Here is a 24,778-nt window from a genome sequence, read left to right as displayed (position 1 = left end):
CGCAACCGGACGCGGGGCGAAGGGAGCGTAAAATCTCCAGGTGGCAACCCCCAAGATCGTCCTGTTCTACGCCTTCACCCCGCTCGCCGACCCCGAGGCCATCCGGCTCTGGCAGCGCGACCTCGGTGAGGCGCTGGGCCTGCGCGGACGGATGCTCATCTCGAAGGACGGGGTCAACGGCACGCTCGGCGGCGATGTCCGCGCCGTGAAGAAGTGGGCACGTTCCTTCCGCTCCTACCCCGCCTTCAAGGATGCGGACATCAAGTGGAGCGAGGGCACGGGCCTCGATGCCGAGGGGCGGAGCGTCGACTTCCCGAAGCTCAGCGTCAAGGTGCGCGACGAGATCGTCTCCTTCGGAGCCCCGGGCGAGCTGCGGGTCGACGAGCACGGGGTCGTGGGTGGCGGCACGAGGCTGACGCCGGAAGCACTGCACGATCTCATCGATGAACGCGGCGACGACGTCGTCTTCTTCGATGGACGCAATGCGCTCGAAGCGCAGATCGGGCGGTTCCGCGGCGCGGTCGTGCCCGACACCGAGACCACCAGGGACTTCGTCCAGCTGCTCGACTCGGGTCAGTACGACGATCTCAAGGGAAAACCCGTCGTCACCTACTGCACGGGCGGCATCCGCTGCGAGGTGCTCTCCAGTCTGATGACCGCGCGCGGGTTCGGTGAGGTGTACCAGCTCGAGGGCGGGATCGTGCGCTACGGCGAGAAGTACGGTGACGAGGGGCTGTGGGAGGGTTCGCTCTACGTCTTCGACGGGCGCGGCTCCGTCGACTTCTCGGACCACGCGCAGGTCGTCGGCGAATGCGTCGGATGCGGTGCCGCGACCAAGCGCACGGCGAACTGCCCCGACCCTTCCTGCCGCGCCCAGTTCGTCGTGTGCGACGACTGCGATTCCCTTCCCTGCGCCGTGCACGCCGCCTGACGCATCAGGCCGTCAGCGCGGCATCCGATCCGCGCGTCACGAACAGCGAGCGCGGGAGAAGCACGGCACGCGTCCGGGTCGGTCCGTCGACGCTGCGCTGCAGTCGCCCCAGCACGACCCGCAGCGGTTCGGAGAGATCGCCCGCATCCGCGTCACCACGCGCGTAGTTCGCGCGTTCCACGGCATCCGTCAGCTCACGCATCACCGCAGCACCCACGTCGTTCTCGCGTACCAGCTCCGCTCCCCGCTCCCGCGGGGTGTCGGCGTCGGACACCGGCAGCTGAAGATCCAGCAGCGTGTCACGCAGTTCGGCCCAGGCGGCGGCCGCGTCACCGGCTCGTGCGCGGCGCAGACGGATCGTGCGTTCGACGCGACGGATGAGCGCTGGCAGGAGCAGTACCACCAGGACACCCGCGACCGTGAGCACCACCGGCGTCGGATCGAGGCGGCGCAGCTCGCCCGTCGTCCCCGCGTTCTCGCCGGCATCGCCGCGGTCGATCTCCGGGTCGGTCGTCTCCTCGACTTCCGGCGCCGTGGTGGGTGCCGGAGTGGAAGGACCGCCGGGACCGCCGCCGTCGACGGCTCCCGCCTCGAACGCGGTCGGTACGCCGAGCGAGGCGGTCGGCTCGAATGGAATCCACCCCACGCCGGGAAAGAGCACCTCGGGCCACGAATGCAGCTGATCGCTCGAGACGGAGAACACGGATTCCTCGCCGCGCTTCTCCTCGGTGAGCGACCCGGGGAGGTATCCGACGACGATGCGGGCCTGCATGCCGAGGCTCTCCGCCATCAGCGCGAACGCTCCGGCGAAGTGCACGCAGTAGCCCGACCGTTCGTCGAGGAACTCCGCGACGGCCTCAGCGCCGGTGCCGTCGAACCCCTCGTCGACCGGAGTCTCGAGGGAGTAGGCGAACTCCGAGCGGAACCAGTTCTGCAACGCGATGAGCCGGTCGTAGTCGGTGCTCGCCGCCGCCGTCACGTCGTCGGCCAGAGTCCCGATGATCTCGGGGAGCTCGACCGGCTCTTCCTCGGGGTCGTCGATGGGCGGCGCGGCGTTGAGAGCACGGATCTGCTCGAGCGTGGGCTGTACCCGCGTCGAGCTGACCGTGTAGTCGTTGCCCGCAGCATCCGCGCTGCGCGACACGAGCGTACGGTTGTCCGTCGCGACGCGCCAGGCGCCGCTGAGTCCCTGCACGCTGGTGGCCGGGTACGGGAGAGGCAGCCAGGAACTCGACATCCGCAGAATCCGGATGGACGTGTTGGCGTCCTCCGTCGCGATGTCTGCCGACCAGTCCGCGTCGCCGAATCCGTCCGCCTGCGACTGCAGGTCGCCGCGGTCCGGCTGCCAGACCCGACCGTCGAACCGTGACAGCGTCGTCAGACGGAGATAGGGCGCGATCTCGCCCTTCGTCGCGACGGTCAGCACCTCGACGGGATTCGGCTGACGAAGGTCGTCGCCGAGGCGCAGCGACGCGTCCACGGTCACCCCGATGCCCGTCCCAGCGAGATTCGCCGCCACCGGCAGCACGGGCGCGATCGCGATGGCCCCCACCACGGCCGCCGCCCCCACGGTCACGGCCAGCGAGGTCGATGATCGTCGCGGGGAGAGCGGATGCCGCCGCGCGGTGAACCGGAACAGGATGAGTGTGAGCGCGCCGAGCAGCACGAACCAGACGACGTTCGCATCACCCAGCGTGACGATCATCGGCACGGCGCCGATCACGGCCGTCAGGACCGTCGCGAGCACGGCGGCCCGGTCGGCGACGAGATGGTCCAGGGCGATCGCGACGACCGCGAACCCGACTCCCATCGCCGCGGCGAGGCCGGGGGACGGGTCGAGCGGCGCGGTGCCGAAGGCGATCTCGTCCCAGACCGCCGCCCCGAGCCCCCCGAACAGAGACACCGTCGACGGCGTGGGGATGATGCCGAAGATCGCGGTGTCGCCGGCGATGAGCTGCGTCACGACCGCGACGGCGACGGCGACCTGCGCGACGAAGGCGACGAGGCCCCGGAGCCACGGTCGCCAGCTGCCCAGCAGTCGGCGCATCAGCATCCCGGTGCCCGCGATGGCGACGACCACGGCGACGACGGTGAACGACCACGCACCCGGCTGGATGACCGAGGTGTACGGCCACAGCGCGACGAAGCCGGCCGCCGCGGCCAGCACCCCTGGGGCGATGACGCCGGTGGGGTCGTCGTGGTCGCGGTGCCAGCGAGGAACCCCGCGGGCGGCCGCGGCCGCTACGGCCGGGGAACGTTCAGCTCGGAACATCGCCGACTCCGATCCGGGCGGAGACCGCATCCTCCCAGGCCTCGGCGACCTCGGTTCCGAGCTCGGTCACGGTCCAGCCGTGCTGGGCGGCGGCTTCGGCGGCGCCGGGGAGAGGGTCGGCGATGAACAGCATCGCGGCGGCAGCGCCGGAGGGGCGCAGCAGCGCCGCATCCTCCTCGTCGAGCTGCCCGGTGATGTACACGAGAGGGCCAGGGGGCGTACCGCCGATGAGCGACGCCAGGTCTCTGCTCTCGCCGCGGGGAGCGACCATCGCGAGGGCGACGAGCAGGCTGTCCCGGTCGTCTTCATGGCCGCGCAGCGTGCCCAGCAGAGTGCCGGCGCTGTCGAGCACGTCGACGCTGTAGCCCTCGGCGGCGAGGTGGACGGCCGACGACGCGCACAGCGACACCGCGGCCTCGAAGGCGGGGTCGGCCTCGCTGCCCGCGACGTCCCAGCGGCGACTGCTGCGATCGATGACGACCACGGCGTCGGGGCTGGATTCCTCTTCCTCCTGACGCACCATCAGCTGCCCGCGGTGCGCGGTCGCGCGCCAGTGAATGCGGCGCATCGAATCGCCGGGGATGTAGCCGCGCGGCGAGAGGTTGTCGCTGCCCTGGCCGAGCCGGGCGGACGAGGTGTGCGCGGTGCCGCCGGCCGCGCCCACCCGTACGGCGAGAGGCGCGAGCGTGAAGATCTCGGGCACGACCGTGATGCTCCGGGAGTCGCCGAACGACTGTTCCCGCTGTGCCAGGCCGAACGGGTCGACGGTGCGGAGCATCAGCGGGCCGAGCGACCAGACGCCCCGGCGCACACCGGTGATCGGGTAGCTGAGCTGTCCGGTCTCGGGCGGGTACTCGCCGCCGGAGTCGCCGGAGACAGCCTCCGGGAGCACGTCGTACCAGAGCCCGCGGGGCACCCGCAGCGCGCGCAGCGTGAACCGCACCGTGACGCGCGACGTCTCGGACACGGTGAGCAGATCGGTGGAGATCTGCCGGGTCACTGTTCCCGACCGTCGCGGCGAGCGGACCGCGATCACCGAGAACAGGGTGAGGAGCGCGAGAAGGAGCCCGATGTAGAGCAGGATTCGGGCACCGACGAGGTTCGCGGCGATCATGCAGCCGAGAGCGGCGATGAGCGCGCCGGCACCGCGGGCGGTGAGGGTTCGGCGGCGGCGCATGTCGTATCCGGTCAGGAGCGCGTCGCGACGGGCACGCGCACGCGTTCGACGATCTGGGTGAGCGCCGCCTCGACGGGCTGCGCGCCCGCGCGATGCGCCCCGCGAGCGGGGAGCAGGCGATGCGCCAGGACGGGGATCAGGAGAGCGGTGATGTCATCCGGGATGACGAAGTCGCGTCCGTCGAGCGCCGCCCACACCTTGGCGGATCGGATCAGCTGGAGCGTGGCGCGCGGACTCGCGCCCAGGTGCAGGTTCGGGTCGGAGCGGGTGGCGTGCGCGAGCGCGACGGCATACTCCTCGAGCGCGGGTGCGACATGGACCGCGCGTGCCCAGGCGATGAGTTGCGAGATGGATGCTGCGTCGGCGACGGGTGTCACGGCGGCGAGCGGGTTGACGACGTCACGCTGGCGGAGCATGAGCGCTTCTGCGGCGGCATCCGGATAGCCCATCGAGATGCGCATCATGAAGCGGTCGCGCTGCGCTTCGGGCAGGGCGTAGGTGCCCTCCATCTCGAGCGGATTCTGCGTCGCGACGACGAGGAACGGTCGCGGCAGTCGATGCGTCGCGCCGTCGACCGTGACCTGGCCCTCTTCCATGGCCTCGAGCAGAGCGGACTGCGTCTTCGGGGAGGAGCGGTTGATCTCGTCGGCGATCACGATGTGCGCGAAGATCGCGCCGCGCTTGAACTCGAACTCGCGGTCGACGGGGTTGTAGACCGAGACCCCGGTGACGTCGCCGGGGAGCAGGTCGGGGGTGAACTGGATGCGGCGCACTGTGGCATCCACGCTGGCGGCGAGGGCGCGGGCGAGCATGGTCTTGCCGACGCCGGGAACGTCTTCGATCAGCAGATGGCCCTCGGCCAGCAGGCAGACGAGGGCGCTGCGCACGGCATCCGGCTTCCCGTCGATCACCTGCGCAATCGAGGCGAGGATCGCCGAGGTCTGCTCGGCGAACTGCTCGGCGTCGATCGTCGCCGTGATCAGGGGGGCGTTCTCTGGCATGCGTTCCCTCTCGCGTGGGCGCATCGGTGCGCGTGAATCGATCGTAACCCGATCGGACAGCAGCGCACCCGGCATCGGCTAGACTTGTCGACGGCTCTCCGCGTGGCGGCATCCAGGCCAATTCCCCCAGGGCGGAAACGCAGCAAGGGTAACCGGGCTCTGCTGGGTGCGCGGAGGGTCATTTTCTTTGCCCTCTGAGTGGCGAAGCGACTCTTCGTCCGTGGCTCCCGTGACTCCTCGTTCTTGAGCGTGCGGTCCGAGCGAACCAGCCCGGTCGGCCGCAGGGAGAGAACGGTCATTTCCCACGCCCGGAGTCGCCTCGCGCACGCCGTCTGGATTGTGTTCCGGCATATCGCTCGAGGGCGCCGTCTGAGCGACCTCGGTCGGCTAACTTTGTGCGGTGCCGACGTCGGCTCATTCCGACCGTCTCGAGGCCCCGTGAACAATTCCGCCCCCATCGTCTCCGCCCCCGTCGTGGCGCACGCGATCGCCAAGACCTATCAGACCAGCGCTCAGGCGACACCCACGGTCGCCCTGCGCGGTGTCGACCTCGCATTCGAGGCGGGCACGATGACCGCGCTGATGGGGCAGTCGGGCTCGGGCAAATCCACGCTGCTGTACTGCCTGGCCGGCCTCGAGCAGCCGACGAGCGGGAAGTCCACGCTGCTCGGCGCGGACATCGCGACCCTCGACCGCCGCAGCATCGCGAAGTTCCGCCGCGACCACGTCGGCTTCATCTTCCAGGCGTACAACCTCATCCCCTCGCTCTCCGTGTTCGAGAACGTCGCGCTGCCGCACCGGTTGGCCGGGCGCCGCGTCGACCGCGCGCACATCCGATCCGTGCTGGCCGAGGTGGGATTGGGCGACAAGCTCACGGCCGTGCCGTCGCAGCTGTCCGGTGGGCAGCAGCAGCGCGTGGCCATCGCGCGCGTGATCGCCGCCGAACCGCAGATCGTCTTCGCCGACGAGCCGACGGGAGCGCTCGATTCCCACACCGGTGAGGCTGTCCTCGACCTGCTCGCTCGCGTCCCGGAACGCCACGGCCAGTGCGTGGTCATGGCGACCCACGATCCGGTAGCGGCTTCCCGCTGCCACCGGGTCGTCTTCCTGCGCGACGGCGCGGTGCACGGTGAGCTCCTCGATCCCAGCCCGGAGTCCGTCGCCCTCGCGCTGGCCGCCCTCCGCGGTGCGGCCTGATGCGGCGCTTGGTCCTCTCAGACCTCCGCCATTCCTGGCGCATCTGGGTGGGGGCGCTGCTGCTGATCGCGCTCACGCAGCTCATCGCCGGCTGGATGGGCGCGATCATGGCGCACGGTTTCTCGAACCAGGATGTTCCTGCGACGCGGGATCTCGCGAAGGCGCTGAGCTCCGCCGCCGGCACATGTGGCTTCATCCTCGCGCTGACCATCATCGGCAGCATCCGGAGCATCACGAGCCTCGTCGTCTACCAACGGCGTCGGCTCCTGGCGCTCTGGCAACTCGCCGGGATGACCGACCGGCAGGTGAGCGGGATCGTGACGCTGCAGCTCCTCACGATCGGCGTCATCGCGTCCGTCATCGGCGGGCTGCTCGGTCTGGCGAGCATCGGTGGAGTCATCGACTACGTCGCGGCGAACGGTCTCTCCACCCCGCAGATGACACGGGAATCGCTGCCCGCGGGAGTGCTCTGGGGCCTCGGCGCCGGACTGCTCACGGTGGTGGTCTCTGCTCGCATGTTGAATCGTGAGATCCGGAAGGTGCAGGCGCTCGACGCTCTCCGCGCGGTGGGATTCCGCGACCAGCGGATGACGGTCGGCCGGTGGATCACCACCGCACTGATCCTGGCGGCGGTCGGCGGTCTCGTCGCGCTGATCCTGCAGGCGAAGAAGCCCACCTCCTCGTTCGGCCTCCTGATCTTCGTCATGCTGCTGCTGCTCGCCGCCGTGTCCGCGGCGGGTCCGATCGTGGTGATCCCGGTGATGCGCGCGTGGACCGCTCTCGTCCCGCCAGCCCGATCAGCATGCTGGCTGCTGGCTCGCCGCACGCTGCTCACCTCGACGGCCCGGGCGATCTCGTCCGTGGTTCCGGTGGCGATCGCCTTCATCCTCGTGGTCGGGCTCTACTCGTGTGTGGAGACGGTCGCGGCGGTTCACAACGCCCAAGGCAGTTTTCCTCTGTTCGCGATGATCCTGCTCATCGGTCTGCCGCTCCTGGTGTCTCTCTCCGCGGCGGCCGTGATGGTGTTCATGACCGGTCAGCAGCGAGAGCGCGAGATCGCACTCAGCGCGCTGGCGGGTGCGACACCCGCGCAGCAGTTCCTCCAGGCGATCTTCGAGGCGGTGATCGTCGTCGTCACCGGCGCACTCATCGGACTCGTCTGCGTCCTCGCGACCATCGCGGCACTCCAGCCGTCGATCATCTCCGCCACCGGCGGGCCGATCGTCCGGATCTCGTGGGTGCCGATGATCCACATCCTCGCCTTCGTCCTCGCGACCAACCTCATCGCGACGCTCCTACCGACCTTCGCGTCGCAGCGCAAGAACAGCGCCCGGATCCTGGTGGCCTGACCTCCACGCTCAGCCGGGGAAGCGCGGCGCCTGCGACAATCGTGAGGTGACAACCCCACCAGCCAGGACCACGCCGACCGCGCTCGGCCGATTCGTCTCGCCGATCGTTCTGCTGGCCGTCATGTGGCTCGTCCAGCTCCTCGACGCGATCCTCCCGGGTTCGTTCACCGGCTTCGGTCTGCGGTCGTGGGACGTCGAGGGGCTTGGTGGCATCGTCTTCGGCCCCCTCCTGCACGCGAACTGGCAGCACTTGATTGCCAACTCGGTGCCGTTCCTCGTGTTGGGCTGCCTCGTCGCCGTCGAAGGAACGCGCCGATTCTGGGCCGTCACCGCTGTCGCGGCGATCGTGGGCGGCGTCGGCACCTGGCTCGTCAACGCGCCCGGCACCCTCACGGTCGGGGCCTCCGGACTCGTGTTCGGCTACTTCGGCTACGTCGTGCTGCGGGTGTTCGTCCGCGGGCGGGTCGCGCACCGCATCGCCTACGCCGTGATCGCGCTGATCGTCATCTCGGTGTACGGCGGCTCGATGCTGGCCGGCGTGTTCGGCGCCGCAGCAGGCGTCTCGTGGCAGGGGCACCTGTTCGGGGCGATCGGCGGCGGCATCGCCGCCTTCGTCGGCCGCAGCCGCCGACCGGATCGCGAAGTCCGCGCCCCGTGAGTGCAGGGCGCGCGAAGCCGAAGAGGGGGACACCGCCGCGGCGAAGAGCAGCCGGCAGGCCGCGGAACACGAAGCCACCGGCGCGGAGAAGGCCCGCTGCGACGCGCCGGAAGCCCGGTTCCCGGCGCCAGGCGGCGATCCGCCTGCGGCGACGGCGGATGCTGCAGCGGGTCCTGCTCTCCTTCGGCGCGGTCGTCGTGGCTGCCGCCCTCCTCGTGCTGATCCCGCTCGGACTCGCCCGCGACCCGGAGATCTGCGTCGACGACCCGCAGACGTTCCCGAAGGCGGGCATCGCGGGGTGGAGCGGCGAGCAGCTCGAGAACGCCGCGACCATCGTGCGCACAGCATCCGCCCTCGGTCTGGGACACGACGGGCAGGTGCTCGGCGTGATGACCGCGATGGGGGAGAACAGCCTGCACAACATCGACTACGGCGACTGGGAGACGAGGGGGTTCACGAACCCCGACGGGTCGCGGACGACGAGCATCGGACTGTTCCAACAGCAGGAGTGGTGGGGCAGCGTCGAGGAGCGGATGGACCCGGCCACCGCGGCGACGAAGTTCTTCGAGCGACTCGTACGACTGCCCGACTGGCAGCAGATGGAGCCCTCGCACGCGATCCACCGGGTGCAGATCAACACCGACCGCGACTACTACGCGCGCTTCGAGGCCGATGCGACGGCCGTCGTCGATGCCCTGTCCGGCACGTGCACAGCGGGGCGCGCCTAAGCTGAAGCCGTGGCGCGGAGCATCTACGTAACCTCGGCCGAAGGCCATACCGGAAAATCGACGATCGCCCTCGGGGTGCTCGATGCTTTGATGCGCGTGACACCGCGGGTCGGAGTGTTCCGACCGATCGCCCGGTCCGTCACCGAGCGCGACGAGATCCTCGAGCTGCTCCTCGCCCATGACGGGGTCCACCTCGACTACGACGACTGCATCGGCGTCACCTACGACGATGTGCGCAGCGAACCCGAGAAGGCGCTGTCGACCATCGTCGCCCGCTTCAAGGCGGTGGAGTCGCAGTGCGACGCGGTCGTGATCATCGGCAGCGACTACACCGACGTCGCGAGCCCCGCGGAGCTCGGATTCAACGCCCGGATCGCCGCGAATCTCGGCGCGCCCGTGCTGCTCGTGCTCAGCGGCCGTGACCAGCAGCGGCAGGCCGAGCAGCTCGGAACGACGACCGGTCGCACCGCCGCCGCCGTCGGACAGATCGCGGCGCTGGCGCTGTCGGAGCTCTCCGCCGAGCGCGCCGAGCTCTTCGCCGTGATCGTGAACAGAGCCGACCCCGAGGCCTTCGACGGCATCGTCGCCGAGGTCTCCGGCGTACTCCCGGAAGACCGCACACCCGTGTGGACGATCCCGGAGGACCGGAACCTGGTCGCACCGTCGATCCGCGGCATCCTCTCCGCCGTCGACGGGAAGCTCCTCAAAGGTGATGACGACCGGCTCGGCCGCGAGGCCCTGACGATCGTCGTCGCCGGCATGTCGATGGTGAACGTGCTGCCGCGCCTCACCGAGGAGGCGGTCGTGGTGATCCCCGCCGACCGCACCGAAGTGCTCCTCGCCGCGCTGCTCGCCGATTCGTCCGGCACCTTCCCGCGGATCGCCGGCATCATCCTCAACGGTCCGTTCCCGCTGCCCGAGCCGATCGTCCGGCTGCTCGACGGCTTCTCGTCCTCGGTGCCGATCATCACGACCGACCTCGGCACGTACGACACCGCGGTGCGGGTGATGGGCACCCGTGGCCGCATCTCACCCGATTCCCGTGCCCGGTACGACCGCGCACTCGGCCTGTTCCAGACCCACGTCGACATCACCGAGCTCACCACGCAGCTCGGTCTCGCCGAATCGCGCGTCGTCACCCCGCTGATGTTCGAGTACGGCCTCATCGAGCGTGCGCGGGCCGACCGTCGGCGCATCGTGCTGCCGGAGGGCGACGACGACCGCATCCTCCGTGCTGCGGCGACCCTGCTCGCTCGCGAAGTCGCCGACCTCACGATCCTCGGCGACGAGGCAGCGGTGCGGGCGCGCGCCGTCGAGCTCGGCATCGACATCGCCGCAGCCCAGGTGATCAGCACCACCGATCCGGAGCTGGTCGAGCGCTTCGCCGCGGAGTACGCCCGACTGCGGGCGCACAAGGGCATCACCCTCGCGCAGGCCGCCGACACCGTGACCGACGTGTCGTATTTCGGAACGATGATGGTGCACCTGGGCCTCGCCGACGGCATGGTCTCGGGAGCGGCGCACACGACCGCGCACACGATCCGTCCGTCGTTCGAGATCATCAAGACCAAGCCGGGCGTCAACGTCGTCTCGAGCGTGTTCCTGATGGCGCTCGCCGACCGTGTGCTCGTCTACGGCGACTGCGCCGTGATCCCCGATCCGACGAGCGAGCAGCTCGCCGACATCGCGATCTCGTCCGCCGCGACCGCCCGTCAGTTCGGCATCGATCCGCGGGTGGCGATGCTGTCCTACTCGACGGGGGAGTCGGGCTCGGGCGCCGACGTCGACAAGGTGCGCGCCGCCACCGCCCTGGTGCGCGAGCGCGCGCCGGAGCTGCCGGTGGAGGGTCCGATCCAGTACGACGCGGCAGCCGACGCCGCCGTGGCCAAGGCCAAGCTCCCCGACTCGGCCGTGGCCGGGCGGGCGACGGTGTTCGTGTTCCCCGACCTCAACACGGGCAACAACACCTACAAGGCGGTGCAGCGCTCCGCGGGAGCGGTCGCGATCGGGCCCGTGCTCCAGGGTCTCAACAAGCCGATCAACGACCTGTCGCGCGGCGCGCTCGTCGACGACATCGTGAACACCGTGGCGATCACGGCGATCCAGGCGCAGGGCGCGGCAGAGCAGAAAGCGCAGAGCGCGGGAGAGGAAGGCGTCGCATGAGCGCGATCCTGGTGATCAACAGCGGGTCCTCGTCGCTGAAGTACAGCCTGATCGACGTCGAGAGCGAGAACGAGCTCGCCAGCGGGCTGATCGAGCGGATCGGTCAGGACGCGAGTCCGGTCGCGCACACCGTGCGGCCGGAGACGGATGCGGATGCCGTGCCGACCATGCTCGACGCGACGTACCGCAGCGAGCAGCCGGTGGCCGACCATGACGCCGCGTTCACCGTGATGCTCGCGCAGTTCGCCGAGCACGGCCCGTCTCTCGAGACCCGGGCTCCGGTCGCGGTCGGGCACCGCGTGGTGCACGGCGGCGCCCGCTTCTTCGCCCCGACGCGGATCGACGCCGACGTCGAGCGGCAGATCGACGAGCTCGCGGTGCTCGCGCCGCTGCACAACCCCGCCAACCTCGCCGGCATCCGCGCGGCGAAGGCCGCGTTCACGGATGTGCCGCACGTCGCGGTCTTCGACACCGCGTTCCATCAGACTCTTCCACCCGCCGCCTACACCTATGCGATCGACGCAGCGCTCGCCGCCGAGCACCGGGTGCGCCGCTACGGGTTCCACGGCACGAGTCATCAGTACGTGGGCGAGAAGGCGGCCGCGTTCCTCGGGCGGGATCTCACCGACCTCCGACAGATCGTCTTCCACCTCGGCAACGGAGCGTCCGTGACCGCGATCGACGGCGGGCGCTCGGTGGAGACATCGATGGGCCTCACGCCGCTCGAGGGCCTGGTGATGGGCACGCGCTCCGGCGATCTCGACCCGGCGGCGTTGGTGCACCTGTCCCGGCGCGCCGGCCTCTCGATCGACGAGCTCGACGCGCTGCTCAACAGCCGCAGCGGTCTCCTCGGCCTCGCCGGCCGCAGTGACATGCGCGACATCCTCGCCGGCGTGGAGGAGGGGGAGGCGGCCGCCACTCTCGCATTCGACGTCTACATCCACCGCCTGCGGGCCTATGCGGGTGCGTACATCGCGCAGCTCGGCGGCGTCGACGTGATCTCCTTCACTGCGGGTGTCGGAGAGAACGCGGCGCGGGTCAGAGCCGATGCCCTGGCAACCCTCGGATTCGCGGGGGTCGAGATCGATCCCGCGCGCAACGAGGCACGGGAGCGCGGCATCCGTCGAATCTCCTCCGAGGCGTCCCGCGTCACCGTCCTCGTGGTGCCGACGAACGAAGAACTGCAGATCGCCCGGCAGACCGCGGAACTCCTCTGATCGGATGCTGTCCGGGGGTTACCCCACCATGCCGCACCGCATTACGCTTGCACAGTGGCACGGAGAGGTGCCGAACCACCATCGCCCTTCTCCTGGAGGCTCCTGTGCCAGAAGCCCTGCCCGATCTGTTCCACGCCGACGGTGTGCTCTTCGACCTCGACGGCGTGCTCACGCCGACCGCCGAAGTGCATATGCGGGCGTGGAAGGTCGTGTTCGACGACGTCTTCGCGCGCTGGGGGATCACGCCCGAGTACACGGATGCCGACTACTACGACTTCGTCGACGGCAAGAAGCGCTACGACGGCGTCGCGAGCCTGCTGCACAGCCGCAACGTCGAGGTGCCCTGGGGCGAGGTGGACGACGACCCGACGGCCGAGACGATCTGCGGCATCGGCAACCGCAAGAACGCCGCCTTCGCCGCATCGCTGCGTGGCCAGGGGATCGCCCCGTACCCGGGCTCGCTCGCCCTCGTCGAGAGCCTGCATGCCGCGGGCGTCCCGATGGGCGTGGTCTCGAGCTCGAAGAACGCCGAAGAGGTGCTCGGCGCCTCCGGCATCCGCTCGTTCTTCTCCGTCGTCGTCGACGGCGTCGTCGCCGAGCGCGACGGACTCGCCTCCAAGCCCGCCGCCGACATGTTCGCCGCCGGTGCCGTCGCCCTCGGCGTCGATCCGGCGCGAGCCGTCGCCGTCGAAGATGCCACGTCCGGCGCCGCCTCGGCCGCTGCCGCAGGCATCGCGGTCGTCGTCGGCGTCGACCGCGGCACCGGCGCCGAGGCGCTGCGTGCCGCCGGTGCGACCGTCGTCGTCGACGACCTCGCCGCCCTCCTTCCCGAAACCCGCAACGACACCCGCGACAACACCTCGGAGACCGCATGATCGATCGCGACCGCTTCCCCGTCGACCCCTGGCGTCTCATCGAGACGAGCTATTCCGAGGAAGGCGTGGGGGAGACGCTGTTCTCCGTCGGCAACGGCTACCTCGGTCTGCGCGGCAACCACATCGAGGGCCGCGGCGCGCACGAGCACGGCACGTTCATCAACGGGCTGCACGAGACCTGGCCGATCCGGCACGCCGAGCAGGCCTACGGCTTCGCCGAGGTCGGCCAGACGATCGTCAACGCACCGGACGCGAAGATCATGCGCGTCTACGTCGACGATGAGCCGATCTCGTTCGACGAGGCCGACGTGCGCGAGTACCAGCGCACCCTCGACATGCGCACCGGCGTCCTCGAGCGCGTCGTCGTCTGGGAGACCCCGTCGGGCAAGCGCGTGCGCATCCGCGACGAGCGCATCGTCAGCTTCGAGGAGCGGCACCTCGCGATCCTCCGTCTGGAGGTCGTCGTCGAGAACTCCGACGCCCCGGTGACGGTCAGCTGCCAGCTGCTCAACCGGCAGGACGGCGGCAACGTGTACGCCGGCCGACCGGCCGCCGCGCAGAAGAAGGCCGGCTTCGACCCGCGCAAGGCGGAGAAGATCGCCGACCGCGTGCTCCAGCCCGACGAGTACTGGCAGGACGGCCTGCGCGCCGCGCTGTCGTACGAGGTCGCCGACTCCGGCATGACCGTCGCCGTCGTGGCGGACCACATCATCGAGACCGAGAACGAATACAGCGCGCGGATGCTGATCGAATCGGACATCGCCAAGAACGTCTTCCGTGTGCAGGCGAAGGCCGGGGTCCCGATCCGGATCACCAAGCTCGTCAGCTACCACACCTCGCGCGGCGTGCCTCCGCGCGAACTCGTCGACCGCTGCCGTCGCTCGCTCGACCGCGTCGCCGTCGAGGGCGTCGAGACCCAGTTCCGGCAGCAGGAGAAGTGGCTCGCCGCGTTCTGGGAGCGCAGCGACGTGCAGATCGGCGGCCGCGATGACATCCAGCAGGCGACCCGGTGGTGCCTCCTGCAGCTCGCGCAGGCATCCGCTCGCGCCGACGGCACCGGTGTGCCGGCGAAGGGCGTCTCCGGCTCCGGCTACAGCGGCCACTACTTCTGGGACACCGAGATCTACGTGCTCCCGTTCCTCACCTACACGTCTCCGCAGTGGGCGCGCAACGCCCTTCGGGCCCGCGTGCAGATGCTGCCGGCGGCCCGTCGCCGCGCGGCGCAGCTCAACGAGGCGGGGGCGCTCTTCCCGTGGCGCACCATCAACGGCGAAGAGGCCTCGGCCTACTATGCCGCGGGTACCGCGCAGTACCACATCAACGCCGACGTGAGCTTCGCGCTCGGCAAGTACGTGCGCGCCACCGGTGACGAGGAGTTCCTGCGCCGTGAAGGCGCCGACATCGCGATCGAGACCGCACGTCTGTGGGCGACCCTCGGATTCTGGCGGGCGTCCCGGGTCGTCGGAGAACCGGGCGACGGCCTCGAGACCTTCCACATCCACGGTGTCACCGGTCCCGACGAGTACACGACGGTGGTGAACGACAACCTCTACACGAACGTGATGGCGCGCTACAACCTCCGCTACGCGGCGCGGATCGTGCGCGAGATCCAGGAGACCTACCCCGAGGAGTACAACCGCCTCGTCGAGCGCACCGGACTCGGAGCCGCGGAGGCCGAAGCGTGGGATCGCGCCGCCGAGGCCATGTTCATCCCGTACAGCGAGGCCCTCGGCATCCATCCGCAGGATTCGCTGTTCCTCGAGCGCGAGGTCTGGGACCTCGCGCAGACGCCGCCGGACCAGCGCCCGCTGCTGCTGCACTTCCACCCGCTGGTGATCTACCGGTTCCAGGTGCTGAAGCAGGCCGACGTCGTCCTCGCACTGTTCCTGCAGGGCAACCACTTCACGCCCGAGGAGAAGAAGGCCGACTTCGACTACTACGATCCGCTGACCACGGGCGACTCGACCCTGTCGGCCGTCGTGCAGTCGATACTCGCGGCGGAGGTCGGCTACCAGGACCTCGCGCAGCGGTACTTCGAGCAGTCGCTGTTCGTCGACCTGCACGATCTGCACCACAACGCGGCCGACGGCGTGCACGTCGCCTCCGCCGGTGGAGTGTGGACGGCGCTCGTCTGCGGGTTCGGCGGCATGCGCGACTACGCCGGCGAGCTCAGTTTCGATCCGCGGCTCCCTGCGGGCTGGCCATCGCTGTCGTTCCCGCTGCAGTGGCAGGGCTCCGACGTGCAGGTCACCCTGACCAAGGACGAGCTGCAGGTCCGCGTGCGCAGCGGTGCCCCGGTGCCGTTCACCGTGCGCGACACCGCGTACATCGCGACCGTCGACGAAGCAGTCGTGGCACCGCTCGCCGATCAGGGACCAATCATCCCGGGGCGTCCGACGCTGCGGCAGTTCGCGGACGCGCTGCGCGAGGACGGCACGCGCCTGTCGGCATCCGTTCCGGTCATCACGACGGCGATCCCGATCATCGAGCCGATCGACTGATCGGGTGACCCGCCGAGTGTCAGTGGCACGCCGTAGGCTGTTGAGGTGACCACAGCCCTCTACCGCCGCTACCGACCCGAGACGTTCGGCGAGATGATCGGGCAGTCCCAGGTGACCGATCCGCTGATGACGGCGCTGCGCGGCGACCGCGTCGGGCACGCCTATCTGTTCTCCGGGCCGCGCGGGTGCGGCAAGACCACCTCGGCGCGCATCCTGGCGCGCTGCCTGAACTGCGCGGCGGGGCCGACCGACACCCCGTGCGGCACGTGCGACAGCTGTGTCGAGCTCTCGCGCGCCGGCGGCGGCTCGCTCGACGTCGTCGAGATCGATGCGGCGAGCCACAACGGCGTCGACGACGCCCGCGACCTGCGCGAGCGCGCGACGTTCGCCCCGAGCCGCGACCGCTACAAGATCTTCATCCTCGACGAGGCGCACATGGTCACCCCGCAGGGGTTCAACGCGCTGCTCAAGCTCGTCGAAGAGCCACCGGAGCACGTCAAGTTCATCTTCGCGACCACCGAGCCCGAGAAGGTGCTCGGCACGATCCGCTCGCGCACCCATCACTATCCGTTCCGGCTCGTCCCGCCCGCCGCAATGCTCGAGTACGTCGCGAAGCTCTGCGGCGAAGAGGGCGTGATCGTCGAGCAGGGCGTTCTCCCGCTCGTCGTCCGCGCGGGCGGCGGCTCGCCGCGAGACACCCTGTCACTGCTCGATCAGCTCATCGCGGGGTCCGACGCGCCCGCAGGGTCCGAGACCGTCACCGTCGCGTATGCCCGCGCGGTGTCGCTGCTCGGCTACACGCACGCCGCGCTGCTCGACGAGATCGTCGACGCGCTCGCCGCCGGTGACGCGGCAGCCGCGTTCCCGGCGATCGACCGCGTCGTGCAGACCGGTCAGGATCCCCGCCGGTTCGTCGACGACCTGCTCGAGCGTCTGCGCGACCTCATCGTCATCGCGGCCGTCGGTGCGGGTGCGTCCGCCGTGCTCCGCGGTATCGCCGAAGACGACCTCGAGAGCATGCGCGCCCAGGCGGCGGCATTCGGCGCGGCCCGGCTGTCGCGCACGGCCGACGTCGTCAGTGCGGCTCTCGACGACATGTCCGGAGCGACTTCGCCTCGACTCCACCTCGAACTCATGGTCGCGCGCGTTCTCGCCGGAACGACGGATGCTGTGGCACAGGCTCCTGCGCAGCCGGCGGCAGTGGCGCGCAGCGCGGCGCCGGAGCGGGTCGCCGCTCCCGCAGCAGCCCCTGCACCGGTGGCCGAGTCCGCGCCCGCCGTGACCGATTCCGTGCCGAGCGATTCCGTGCCGACCGCAGACGCTCCTGAGCCATCTTCTCCTGAGCCGTCTTCTCCGGAGCCGTCTCCCGCTTCTCCCGCTTCTGCCGCTCCGGCGGCAGTGACCGCGCCGACCGGGCCGGTCACCCTCGCGAGTGTTCTCGCCGCGTGGCCCGCGGTGCTCACGCGTCTCGAGGGCATCAGCCGCACCTCCTGGCTGCTCGCGACCGCGGTGCAGCCGTTGGCGTACGTGACCGAGAGCGAGGTGCTGACCCTCGGATTCACGAGTCAGCACGACGTGGCGAAGTTCAAGGGCACGACGCCGGGATCCGGTCCGTCCGACCACCTGCGCACCGCGATCGAGCAGGAGCTCGGGGTCCGGGTGAAGTATGTCCCGGCTCCGATGCCGTCCGGCGGTGCTCCGCGCCAGCCCGCGGCATCCGCACCTCCGGCGACTGCTGACGCCGCACCCGCATCGGAGCCTGCGTCAGCGGGTCCATCCCGTCCGCAGGCCCGTGGCGCATCGGCATCCGCTGTCACGGAGTGGGCAGTCGCGCCGATTCCCACCGCCCAGGAGGTTGTGAGCGCACCACCGGCGCCGGCAGCTCCGCTCCCCGTCGACGACGAACCCGAAGAGGTCGAGGCGGCAGCCTCCGCCCCGGTGCCCCCGGCCGACGGCATCGTCGATCGCGACGAACCTCCGCTCCCCGGCGATGACGAGGCGCCCTCGTTCGACGACGAGCCTCCGTACGACCCGTCGTACGAGCCGCCCGCATCGCGCCAGGGACCGACCGCGCCGACGCCGGCGACCCCTGCCGCACGGAACGAAGCGCCGGCCCCGGCGGCTCCCGCGCAGCAGCGCGCGTCTTCTGCGCCGCCGGTCGTCACCGAGCGCGCACCCTCTCTCGGGGGAGTGCAGCGCTACGGTGAGGCCGTGATCCGCCAGGTGCTCGGTGCGACGTTCGTGCGCGAAGAGCCCTACGAGCCCCCGACGAGGTTCTCCTGATGTATGACGGCATCGTTCAAGAGCTGATCGACGAGTTCGGCCGACTCCCCGGCATCGGACCGAAGTCCGCCCAGCGCATCGCGTTCCACATCCTCCAGACGCCGACGTTCGATGTCGCGCGTCTGTCCGAGCTCCTCACCGAAGTCCGCATCCGTGTGCGGTTCTGCGAGATCTGCGGGAACGTCGCCGAGCAGGAGCGCTGCGCCATCTGCCGCGACCCGCGGCGCAGCCAGGCGCTGATCTGCGTAGTCGAAGACGCGAAAGACGTCGCGGCCATCGAGCGCACGAGGGAGTTCCGCGGCCTGTATCACGTGCTCGGCGGCGTGATCAGCCCGATCGCCGGCATCGGTCCCGACGACCTGCGCATCGCTCAACTCATGACCCGCCTCGCCGACGGCACCGTGCAGGAGGTCATCCTGGCGACCAACCCGAACCTCGAGGGCGAGGCGACGGCCAGCTACCTCAGCAGGCTGCTCACCACGATGCAGATCACCGTGTCGCGCCTGGCGTCGGGGCTTCCCGTCGGCGGCGACCTCGAATACGCCGACGAGGTCACCCTCGGTCGCGCCTTCGAGGGCCGGCGCGTCCTGTGAACGCGCAGGCCGGGTTCTCCCGCCGCGGCTGGCTGCTCTTCGGCGCGATGGCGCTGCTGTGGGGCGTGCCGTACCTGTTCATCAGTATCGCGGTCGAATCGCTGTCGCCGCCCGCGATCGTGGCCGGTCGCACGCTCATCGCCGCGCTCCTCCTGCTGCCGTTCGCGTTCCGGGGCGGCGCCCTGCGCACCGCGCTGAAGCACTGGCCCTGGGTGCTCGCGTTCGGCCTCGTCGAGATGGCCGGGCCGTTCGTCCTCCTCGGGCACGCCGAGATCACGCTTCCCTCCGGCATGACCGGACTGCTCGTCGCCACGGTGCCGCTGTTCGCCGCGCTGATCGCGCTCGGGGGCGGTGATCGCGGCGTGCTGCGCCCGGCGCGTGGCATCGGGCTGCTCGTCGGCTTCATCGGCGTCGCCATCGTGGTCGCGGGGCCAGGACTGTTCGGCGGAGAGGTCAGCCTGCTCGCCGCCGGTGAGGTACTGCTCGTCGCCATCCTCTATGCGATCGCGCCGTTCATCGTTGCCCGCAAGCTCGCCGACGTCCCCTCCATGGGGACGATCACTCTCTCACTGCTCATGATCGGGATCATCTACCTTCCGATCGGCCTGCTCACCCAGCACGAGGTGCCGACGCTGCCGTCGATCGGCGCACTGCTCGCCCTCGCCGTGATCTGCACCGCCGTCGCCTTCCTCGCCTTCTTCGCGCTCATCCGTGAGGTGGGGCCGGTGCGCGCTCCGCTGTTCACCTACGTGAACCCCGTGGTGGCGATCGTCCTCGGCGCGATCGTGCTCTCCGAGCCGCTCACGCCCGGCCTGCTCATCGGCTTCCCCCTGATCATCGTGGGATGCTGGTTCGCCGGCACCGGCGGACGGCTGCGGCCCACCGCATCCGCCTCGCTCCCCGCCACACCATCCGCAGCGACGCTTCCGCCTGCTCCTTGAGTACCGTGCGCCGTCACATGCGCCGCCGCGCATATGGCTCGATCGTAGAATGACCGTGGGCGAATCCGCCCGACACCCCAGGGAGTGAACGTGGCCCTCATCGTGCAGAAGTACGGCGGCTCATCCGTCGCCGACGCAGAGAGCATCAAGCGCGTCGCCAAGCGCATCGTCGACACTCGACGGGCAGGGCACGACGTCGTCGTCGCCGTGAGCGCCATGGGCGACACGACCGACGAGCTCCTCGAGCTCGCGAACCAGGTCGCTCCGATCCCCGCCCCACGCGAGCTCGACATGCTGCTCTCCAGCGGGGAGCGCATCTCGATGGCGCTGCTGGCGATGGCGATCCACTCGATGGGCTTCGAGGCGCGCTCGTTCACGGGCAGCCAGGCCGGAATGATCACCGACTCCCAGCACGGCGCGGCCCGCATCGTCGATGTCACGCCCGTGCGTCTGCGCGAGGCGCTCGATGAGGGCGCGATCGTGATCGTCGCCGGGTTCCAGGGCTTCAACCGCGACACCCGCGACATCACGACGCTGGGCCGCGGCGGCTCCGATACGACGGCCGTCGCCCTGGCCGCGGCACTCGATGCCGACGTCTGCGAGATCTACAGCGACGTCGACGGCGTCTTCACCGCCGACCCCCGGGTCGTCCCGAAGGCGCAGAAGCTGGATCACGTCTCCACGGAGGAGATGCTCGAGCTCGCGGCCAACGGCGCGAAGGTGCTGTACATCCGCGCCGTCGAGTACGCACGCCGTCACGGCGTCCTGATTCACGCTCGGTCGACGTTCTCGTCGGCCGAGGGCACGTACGTTCTGGGCGAGGGTATGAAGAACCCGCGCGAAGCCGAGGGAGCAGTCATGGAAGAACCCATCGTCGCCGGTGTCGCCACCGACTTCAGCCACGCCAAGATCACCGTCGCCGGTGTTCCCGACGTGCCGGGCAAGGCGGCCGATATCTTCAAGATCGTGGCCAAGTCCGGCGCCAACGTCGACATGATCGTGCAGAACGTCTCCGCGACCGGACGCACCGACATCTCGTTCACGGTTCCCAAGGCCGATGCCGCGGCGGCTCTCAAGGCGCTGGCCGCCGAGCAGACCGAAGTCGGCTTCCAGAACCTGGTGCACGATGACCAGATCGGCAAGCTCTCGGTGGTCGGTGCGGGCATGCGCACGCACTCCGGCGTCTCGGCGACGCTGTTCGAGGCGCTGTCGGCCGGTGGCATCAACATCGAGATGATCTCGACGTCGGAGATCCGCATCTCGGTCGTGCTGCGCGGCGACGACCTCGCCGAAGCCGCGCGCACCGTGCACACCGCCTACGGTCTCGACGGCGACGCCGAGGCGACAGTCCACGCCGGCACCGGACGCTGACGGCATCCGCTCTGTCCCGATCTGCTCACGAGCGCCCGATCCGCTCACGAATCCGGCCGTGCCGTCCGCAGATCGTGACACGGTGAGCAGATCGTGACACCGCGGAGCACGGTAGACTCACCGCAACCCTGACATCGGCGCCAGGCGCGGCATCCGCACCCTGACGCTGCGCCCGACGCCTCGTACGCAGCACCCGCACGACGCCAAGGAACATCATGACCCGTATCTCCGAATCAGGACTCTCCGTCGCCATCGTCGGCGCCACCGGCCAGGTCGGTACCGTCATGCGCGAGATTCTCGCCGAGAGGTCGTTCCCGATCCGTGAGCTGCGCCTGTTCTCGTCGTCCCGCTCCGCGGGCACCGCGATCGAGTACGGCGGAGCCACGGTCATCGTCGAAGACGTCGAGTCGGCGGATGCTTCGGGCATAGACATCGCCCTGTTCTCCGCCGGTGCCACTGCGAGCCGCGCGTACGCGCCCCGCTTCGCCGCTGCCGGTGCCGTCGTCGTCGACAACTCCAGCGCCTGGCGCAACGACCCCGAGGTCCCGCTCGTGGTCAGCGAGGTCAACCCGCATGCGATCGACGACCGCCCCAAGGGCATCATCGCCAACCCGAACTGCACCACGATGGCCGCGATGCCCGTGCTCAAGGCGCTGCACGCCGAGGCCGGCCTCGAGCGCCTGATCGTCTCGACCTACCAGGCCGTCTCCGGCTCGGGTCTCGCGGGCGCTCAGGAGCTCCTCGGACAGATCGAGGGCGTCCTCGCGCAGGGCGACACGCTGCGTCTGGTGCACGACGGCTCCGCGATCGACTTCCCGGCGCCCGAGAAGTACGTCGCGCCGATCGCCTTCGACGTCATCCCGTTCGCCGGCAACCTGGTCGACGACGGCCAGAACGAGACCGACGAGGAGAAGAAGCTCCGCAACGAGAGCCGCAAGATCCTCGAGCTCCCCGACCTCCGTGTCGCCGGCACCTGCGTGCGCGTTCCTGTCTTCACGGGACACTCGCTGTCGATCAACGTGGAGTTCGCTCGCGAGATCACCCCGCAGCGGGCCGCCGAGGTCCTGTCGGCCGCTCCCGGCGTGGTCCTCGACGAGGTGCCGACGCCGCTGCAGGCCGCGGGCAAGGACCCGAGCTTCGTCGGCCGCATCCGCGCCGACCAGTCCGCCCCCGAGGGCAAGGGGCTCGTGCTGTTCATCAGCAACGACAACCTGCGCAAGGGTGCGGCGCTCAACGCCGTGCAGATCGCCGAAGTGCTCGCGGAGCGCCTCGCTGTCATAGCCTGACCGCATCTTCGTCATACCGAACCGGTCTCATCGGGGCCGCTCCGTGGTCTGCCGTGACGCGCCCGCGAACTAGACTGTTCTGGTGACTGAAAACGTCGATGTCGTCCTGATCGGCGGTGGCATCATGAGCGCCACCCTGGGTACTCTGCTGCACGAGCTGCAGCCGGAGTGGAAGATCGTCGCCTTCGAGCGACTCTCCGACGTGGGCCAGGAGAGCTCGAACCCCTGGAACAACGCCGGTACCGGTCACGCTGCCCTGTGCGAACTGAACTACATGCCGCAGCAGGGCGATGCGCCGCTCGATCCCGCCAAGGCCGTCTCGATCAACGAGCAGTTCCAGCAGAGTCGTCAGTTCTGGTCGTCGCTGGTCGACAAGGGCGTGCTCGATGCGCCGTCGACCTTCATCAACGCGACCCCGCACATGACGTTCGTCCGCGGCGAGAAGGATGTCGCCTACCTCAAGAAGCGCTACGAGGTGCTCAAGGAGCAGCCGCTCTTCGCCGGCATCGAATACAGCGAGGACTCGCGCGTCATCAACAAGTGGGCGCCGCTCCTCATGCAGCAGCGTCGCAAGGGCGAGCCGTTCGCAGCGACCCGCGTGCCGGCCGGCACCGACGTCGACTTCGGCGCGTTGACGCACCAGCTCTTCGACCACCTCACGGACTCCGGTGTCGTGCTCCGCACGAACCACGAGGTCCGCAGCCTGAAGAAGCAGAAGGACGGCTGGCTGGTCAAGTACCGCACCACGATCGGCCGCACGCCGAACCAGGTGAAGGCCCGCTTCGTCTTCGTGGGTGCCGGTGGATGGGCGCTCAAGCTGCTGCAGAACTCCGGCATCCCCGAGATCAAAGGCTACGGCGTTTTCCCGATCGGCGGCCAGTTCCTCAAGACCACGAACCCGAAGGTCGTCGAGCAGCACAAGGCGAAGGTCTACTCGCAGGCCTCGGTCGGCGCACCGCCCATGTCGGTGCCGCACCTCGACACGCGTGTCGTCGGCGGAGAGGCGTCGCTGATGTTCGGTCCGTTCGCCACGTTCAGCCCGAAGTTCCTGAAGAACGGGTCGATGCTCGACATCGTCACCCAGGTCCGTCCGCACAACCTGCTGCCGATGCTGCAGGTCGCCGTCAAGAACCCCGACCTGATCACGTATCTCGTCAGCGAGCTGCTGAAGAACCATGCCAAGAAGGTCGACAGCCTGCGCACGTTCATGCCGACCGCGAAAGATGAGGACTGGACTCTCATCGACGCCGGCCAGCGCGCACAGGTCATGAAGAAGGACCCCCAGAAGGGCGGCATCCTCCAGTTCGGAACCGAGGTCGTCTCCGCGGCCGACGGTTCGATCGCCGGCCTCCTCGGTGCATCTCCCGGCGCTTCGACGGCCGTTCCGATCATGCTCCAGCTGCTCGAGACCTGCTTCCCGAAGGAGTACGCGGGGTGGGAGCCGACCCTGCGCGAGCTGATCCCGACGTTCGGCGAGAAGCTGAACAAGGATGCTGCGCTGGCCGAGGAGTCCACCGCCGCGACGGCCGCCACCCTCGGCATCAACGCCTGAGGCCGGTCCGTGGCGAAGCTCTACTTCCGCTACGGCGCGATGAACTCCGGGAAGTCGACCTCGCTGCTGCAGGCCGCGTACAACTACGAGGAACGCGGGCAGCACGTGCTGCTGGCCAAGCCCGCGATCGACACCAAGGGCGCCTCTGAGATCGCCAGTCGCCTCGGAGTGACGCGCGCCGTGGACTTCCTGATCGGCCCGGATGACGATGCGCGGACGCTGTTCTCAGAGCATCGTGAGCGCGCCCGGCGTTCGGCGGAAGACGAGCTGATCCCGAGCGGTCCGGTTGATGTGGCGTGCCTCCTGATCGATGAGGCGCAGTTCCTGACCCCGCCGCAGGTCGACGATCTGTTCCGGATCGCGGTCGAAGACGGTATCCCGGTGATGGCGTACGGCATCCGCAACGACTTCCTCACGCACGCCTTTCCGGGATCGGCGCGTCTGCTCGCGATCTCGCACTCGCTGGAAGAGCTCAAGACCATCTGCCGCTGCGGCCGAAAGGCTGTTTTCAACGGTCGTGTGATCGGCGGGCGGTTCGTGTTCGACGGCGACCAGGTCGCGATCGACGAAGGCGCCGACGGTTCGGCCGCACCCGAGCTGACGACGTACGAGTCGCTGTGCGGCACCTGCTACCTCGAGGAATCCGGCGGACGCCTGGGCTGACTCACCCTCCTCGCCTGCGT

19 protein-coding genes and 1 other RNA gene are annotated in these 24,778 nt (G+C 69.5%); 17 read left to right on the top strand and 3 right to left on the bottom strand.

Going from position 1 to position 24,778, the window contains the following annotated elements; translation table 11 throughout:
- Positions 1–40 precede the first annotated feature (40 nt).
- The gene (locus tag V5D55_RS00710; protein WP_435746678.1) at positions 41–931 is read left to right on the top strand and encodes a rhodanese-related sulfurtransferase; all 891 of its coding nucleotides are present in this window, start codon (positions 41–43) and stop codon (positions 929–931) included.
- A 4-nt stretch (positions 932–935) separates the two neighbouring features.
- Here V5D55_RS00710 and V5D55_RS00705 read toward each other — a convergent pair whose 3' ends face one another.
- Genes V5D55_RS00705 through V5D55_RS00695 form a run of 3 tightly spaced genes read right to left on the bottom strand, consistent with a single transcriptional unit; the run spans position 936 to position 5,381 of the window.
- Entirely contained in the window at positions 936–3,203 is a 2,268-nt protein-coding gene (locus V5D55_RS00705) for a transglutaminase TgpA family protein (protein ID WP_435746676.1), read from the bottom strand.
- Complete coding sequence (locus V5D55_RS00700) at positions 3,190–4,380, bottom strand: DUF58 domain-containing protein (RefSeq protein ID WP_435746674.1); 1,191 nt, start codon at positions 4,378–4,380, stop codon at positions 3,190–3,192. Before V5D55_RS00700 ends, V5D55_RS00705 begins: the two co-directional genes overlap by 14 nt.
- A gap of 11 nt (positions 4,381–4,391) precedes the next feature.
- Positions 4,392–5,381, bottom strand: coding sequence for an AAA family ATPase (locus tag V5D55_RS00695; RefSeq protein WP_435746672.1), 990 nt, complete (start codon positions 5,379–5,381; stop codon positions 4,392–4,394).
- An 89-nt stretch (positions 5,382–5,470) separates the two neighbouring features.
- Between V5D55_RS00695 and ffs the strand changes: the two genes are divergently transcribed.
- The 16 genes from ffs to V5D55_RS00615 all read left to right on the top strand — a co-directional run bounded on the left by ffs (position 5,471) and on the right by V5D55_RS00615 (position 24,758).
- An RNA gene (gene ffs, locus V5D55_RS00690) (signal recognition particle sRNA small type) lies at positions 5,471–5,567 on the top strand.
- Positions 5,568–5,819: 252 nt separating this feature from the next.
- Positions 5,820–6,578, top strand: a complete 759-nt coding sequence (locus V5D55_RS00685; protein ID WP_435746670.1) for an ABC transporter ATP-binding protein — start codon at positions 5,820–5,822, stop codon at positions 6,576–6,578.
- An 8-nt stretch (positions 6,579–6,586) separates the two neighbouring features.
- Entirely contained in the window at positions 6,587–7,927 is a 1,341-nt protein-coding gene (locus V5D55_RS00680) for an FtsX-like permease family protein (RefSeq protein ID WP_435746668.1), read from the top strand.
- 46 nt (positions 7,928–7,973) lie between these two features.
- Positions 7,974–8,585, top strand: a complete 612-nt coding sequence (locus tag V5D55_RS00675) for a rhomboid family intramembrane serine protease (protein WP_435746666.1) — start codon at positions 7,974–7,976, stop codon at positions 8,583–8,585.
- Between the two features lie 158 nt (positions 8,586–8,743).
- Positions 8,744–9,313 carry a hypothetical protein gene (locus V5D55_RS00670; RefSeq protein ID WP_435746664.1) on the top strand — a complete coding sequence of 190 codons (570 nt, stop codon included), beginning with the start codon at positions 8,744–8,746 and terminating at the stop codon, positions 9,311–9,313.
- A 9-nt stretch (positions 9,314–9,322) separates the two neighbouring features.
- The gene (gene pta / locus V5D55_RS00665; RefSeq protein WP_435746662.1) at positions 9,323–11,476 is read left to right on the top strand and encodes a phosphate acetyltransferase; all 2,154 of its coding nucleotides are present in this window, start codon (positions 9,323–9,325) and stop codon (positions 11,474–11,476) included.
- The gene (locus tag V5D55_RS00660) at positions 11,473–12,693 is read left to right on the top strand and encodes an acetate/propionate family kinase (protein WP_435746660.1); all 1,221 of its coding nucleotides are present in this window, start codon (positions 11,473–11,475) and stop codon (positions 12,691–12,693) included. The genes pta and V5D55_RS00660 overlap by 4 nt, the downstream gene beginning before the upstream one ends.
- Positions 12,694–12,797: 104 nt before the next feature.
- Entirely contained in the window at positions 12,798–13,568 is a 771-nt protein-coding gene (locus tag V5D55_RS00655) for an HAD family hydrolase (protein WP_435746658.1), read from the top strand.
- On the top strand, positions 13,565–16,069 hold the full coding sequence (locus V5D55_RS00650; protein ID WP_435746656.1) for a glycoside hydrolase family 65 protein: 2,505 nt from the start codon (positions 13,565–13,567) through the stop codon (positions 16,067–16,069). Before V5D55_RS00655 ends, V5D55_RS00650 begins: the two co-directional genes overlap by 4 nt.
- Positions 16,070–16,114: 45 nt before the next feature.
- The gene (locus V5D55_RS00645; RefSeq protein ID WP_435746654.1) at positions 16,115–18,352 is read left to right on the top strand and encodes a DNA polymerase III subunit gamma and tau; all 2,238 of its coding nucleotides are present in this window, start codon (positions 16,115–16,117) and stop codon (positions 18,350–18,352) included.
- Positions 18,352–18,945, top strand: a complete 594-nt coding sequence (gene recR / locus V5D55_RS00640; protein ID WP_307380274.1) for a recombination mediator RecR — start codon at positions 18,352–18,354, stop codon at positions 18,943–18,945. The genes V5D55_RS00645 and recR overlap by 1 nt, the downstream gene beginning before the upstream one ends.
- A complete protein-coding gene (locus tag V5D55_RS00635) occupies positions 18,942–19,886 on the top strand; it encodes a DMT family transporter (RefSeq protein ID WP_435746652.1) in 945 nt (314 codons plus the stop codon). Before recR ends, V5D55_RS00635 begins: the two co-directional genes overlap by 4 nt.
- A gap of 90 nt (positions 19,887–19,976) precedes the next feature.
- Entirely contained in the window at positions 19,977–21,257 is a 1,281-nt protein-coding gene (locus V5D55_RS00630; RefSeq protein WP_435746650.1) for an aspartate kinase, read from the top strand.
- Positions 21,258–21,472: 215 nt separating this feature from the next.
- Entirely contained in the window at positions 21,473–22,543 is a 1,071-nt protein-coding gene (locus V5D55_RS00625) for an aspartate-semialdehyde dehydrogenase (RefSeq protein ID WP_435746648.1), read from the top strand.
- A gap of 82 nt (positions 22,544–22,625) precedes the next feature.
- Positions 22,626–24,095 carry a malate:quinone oxidoreductase gene (locus tag V5D55_RS00620; protein WP_435746646.1) on the top strand — a complete coding sequence of 490 codons (1,470 nt, stop codon included), beginning with the start codon at positions 22,626–22,628 and terminating at the stop codon, positions 24,093–24,095.
- 9 nt (positions 24,096–24,104) lie between these two features.
- On the top strand, positions 24,105–24,758 hold the full coding sequence (locus V5D55_RS00615) for a thymidine kinase (protein ID WP_435746644.1): 654 nt from the start codon (positions 24,105–24,107) through the stop codon (positions 24,756–24,758).
- The last annotated feature ends 20 nt before the right edge of the window (positions 24,759–24,778 follow it).

This window comes from Microbacterium sp. PMB16 (assembly GCF_051294855.1).
Taxonomy (GTDB): Bacteria; Actinomycetota; Actinomycetes; order Actinomycetales; family Microbacteriaceae; genus Microbacterium.
This window is presented reverse-complemented; position numbering and strand designations above follow the sequence as displayed.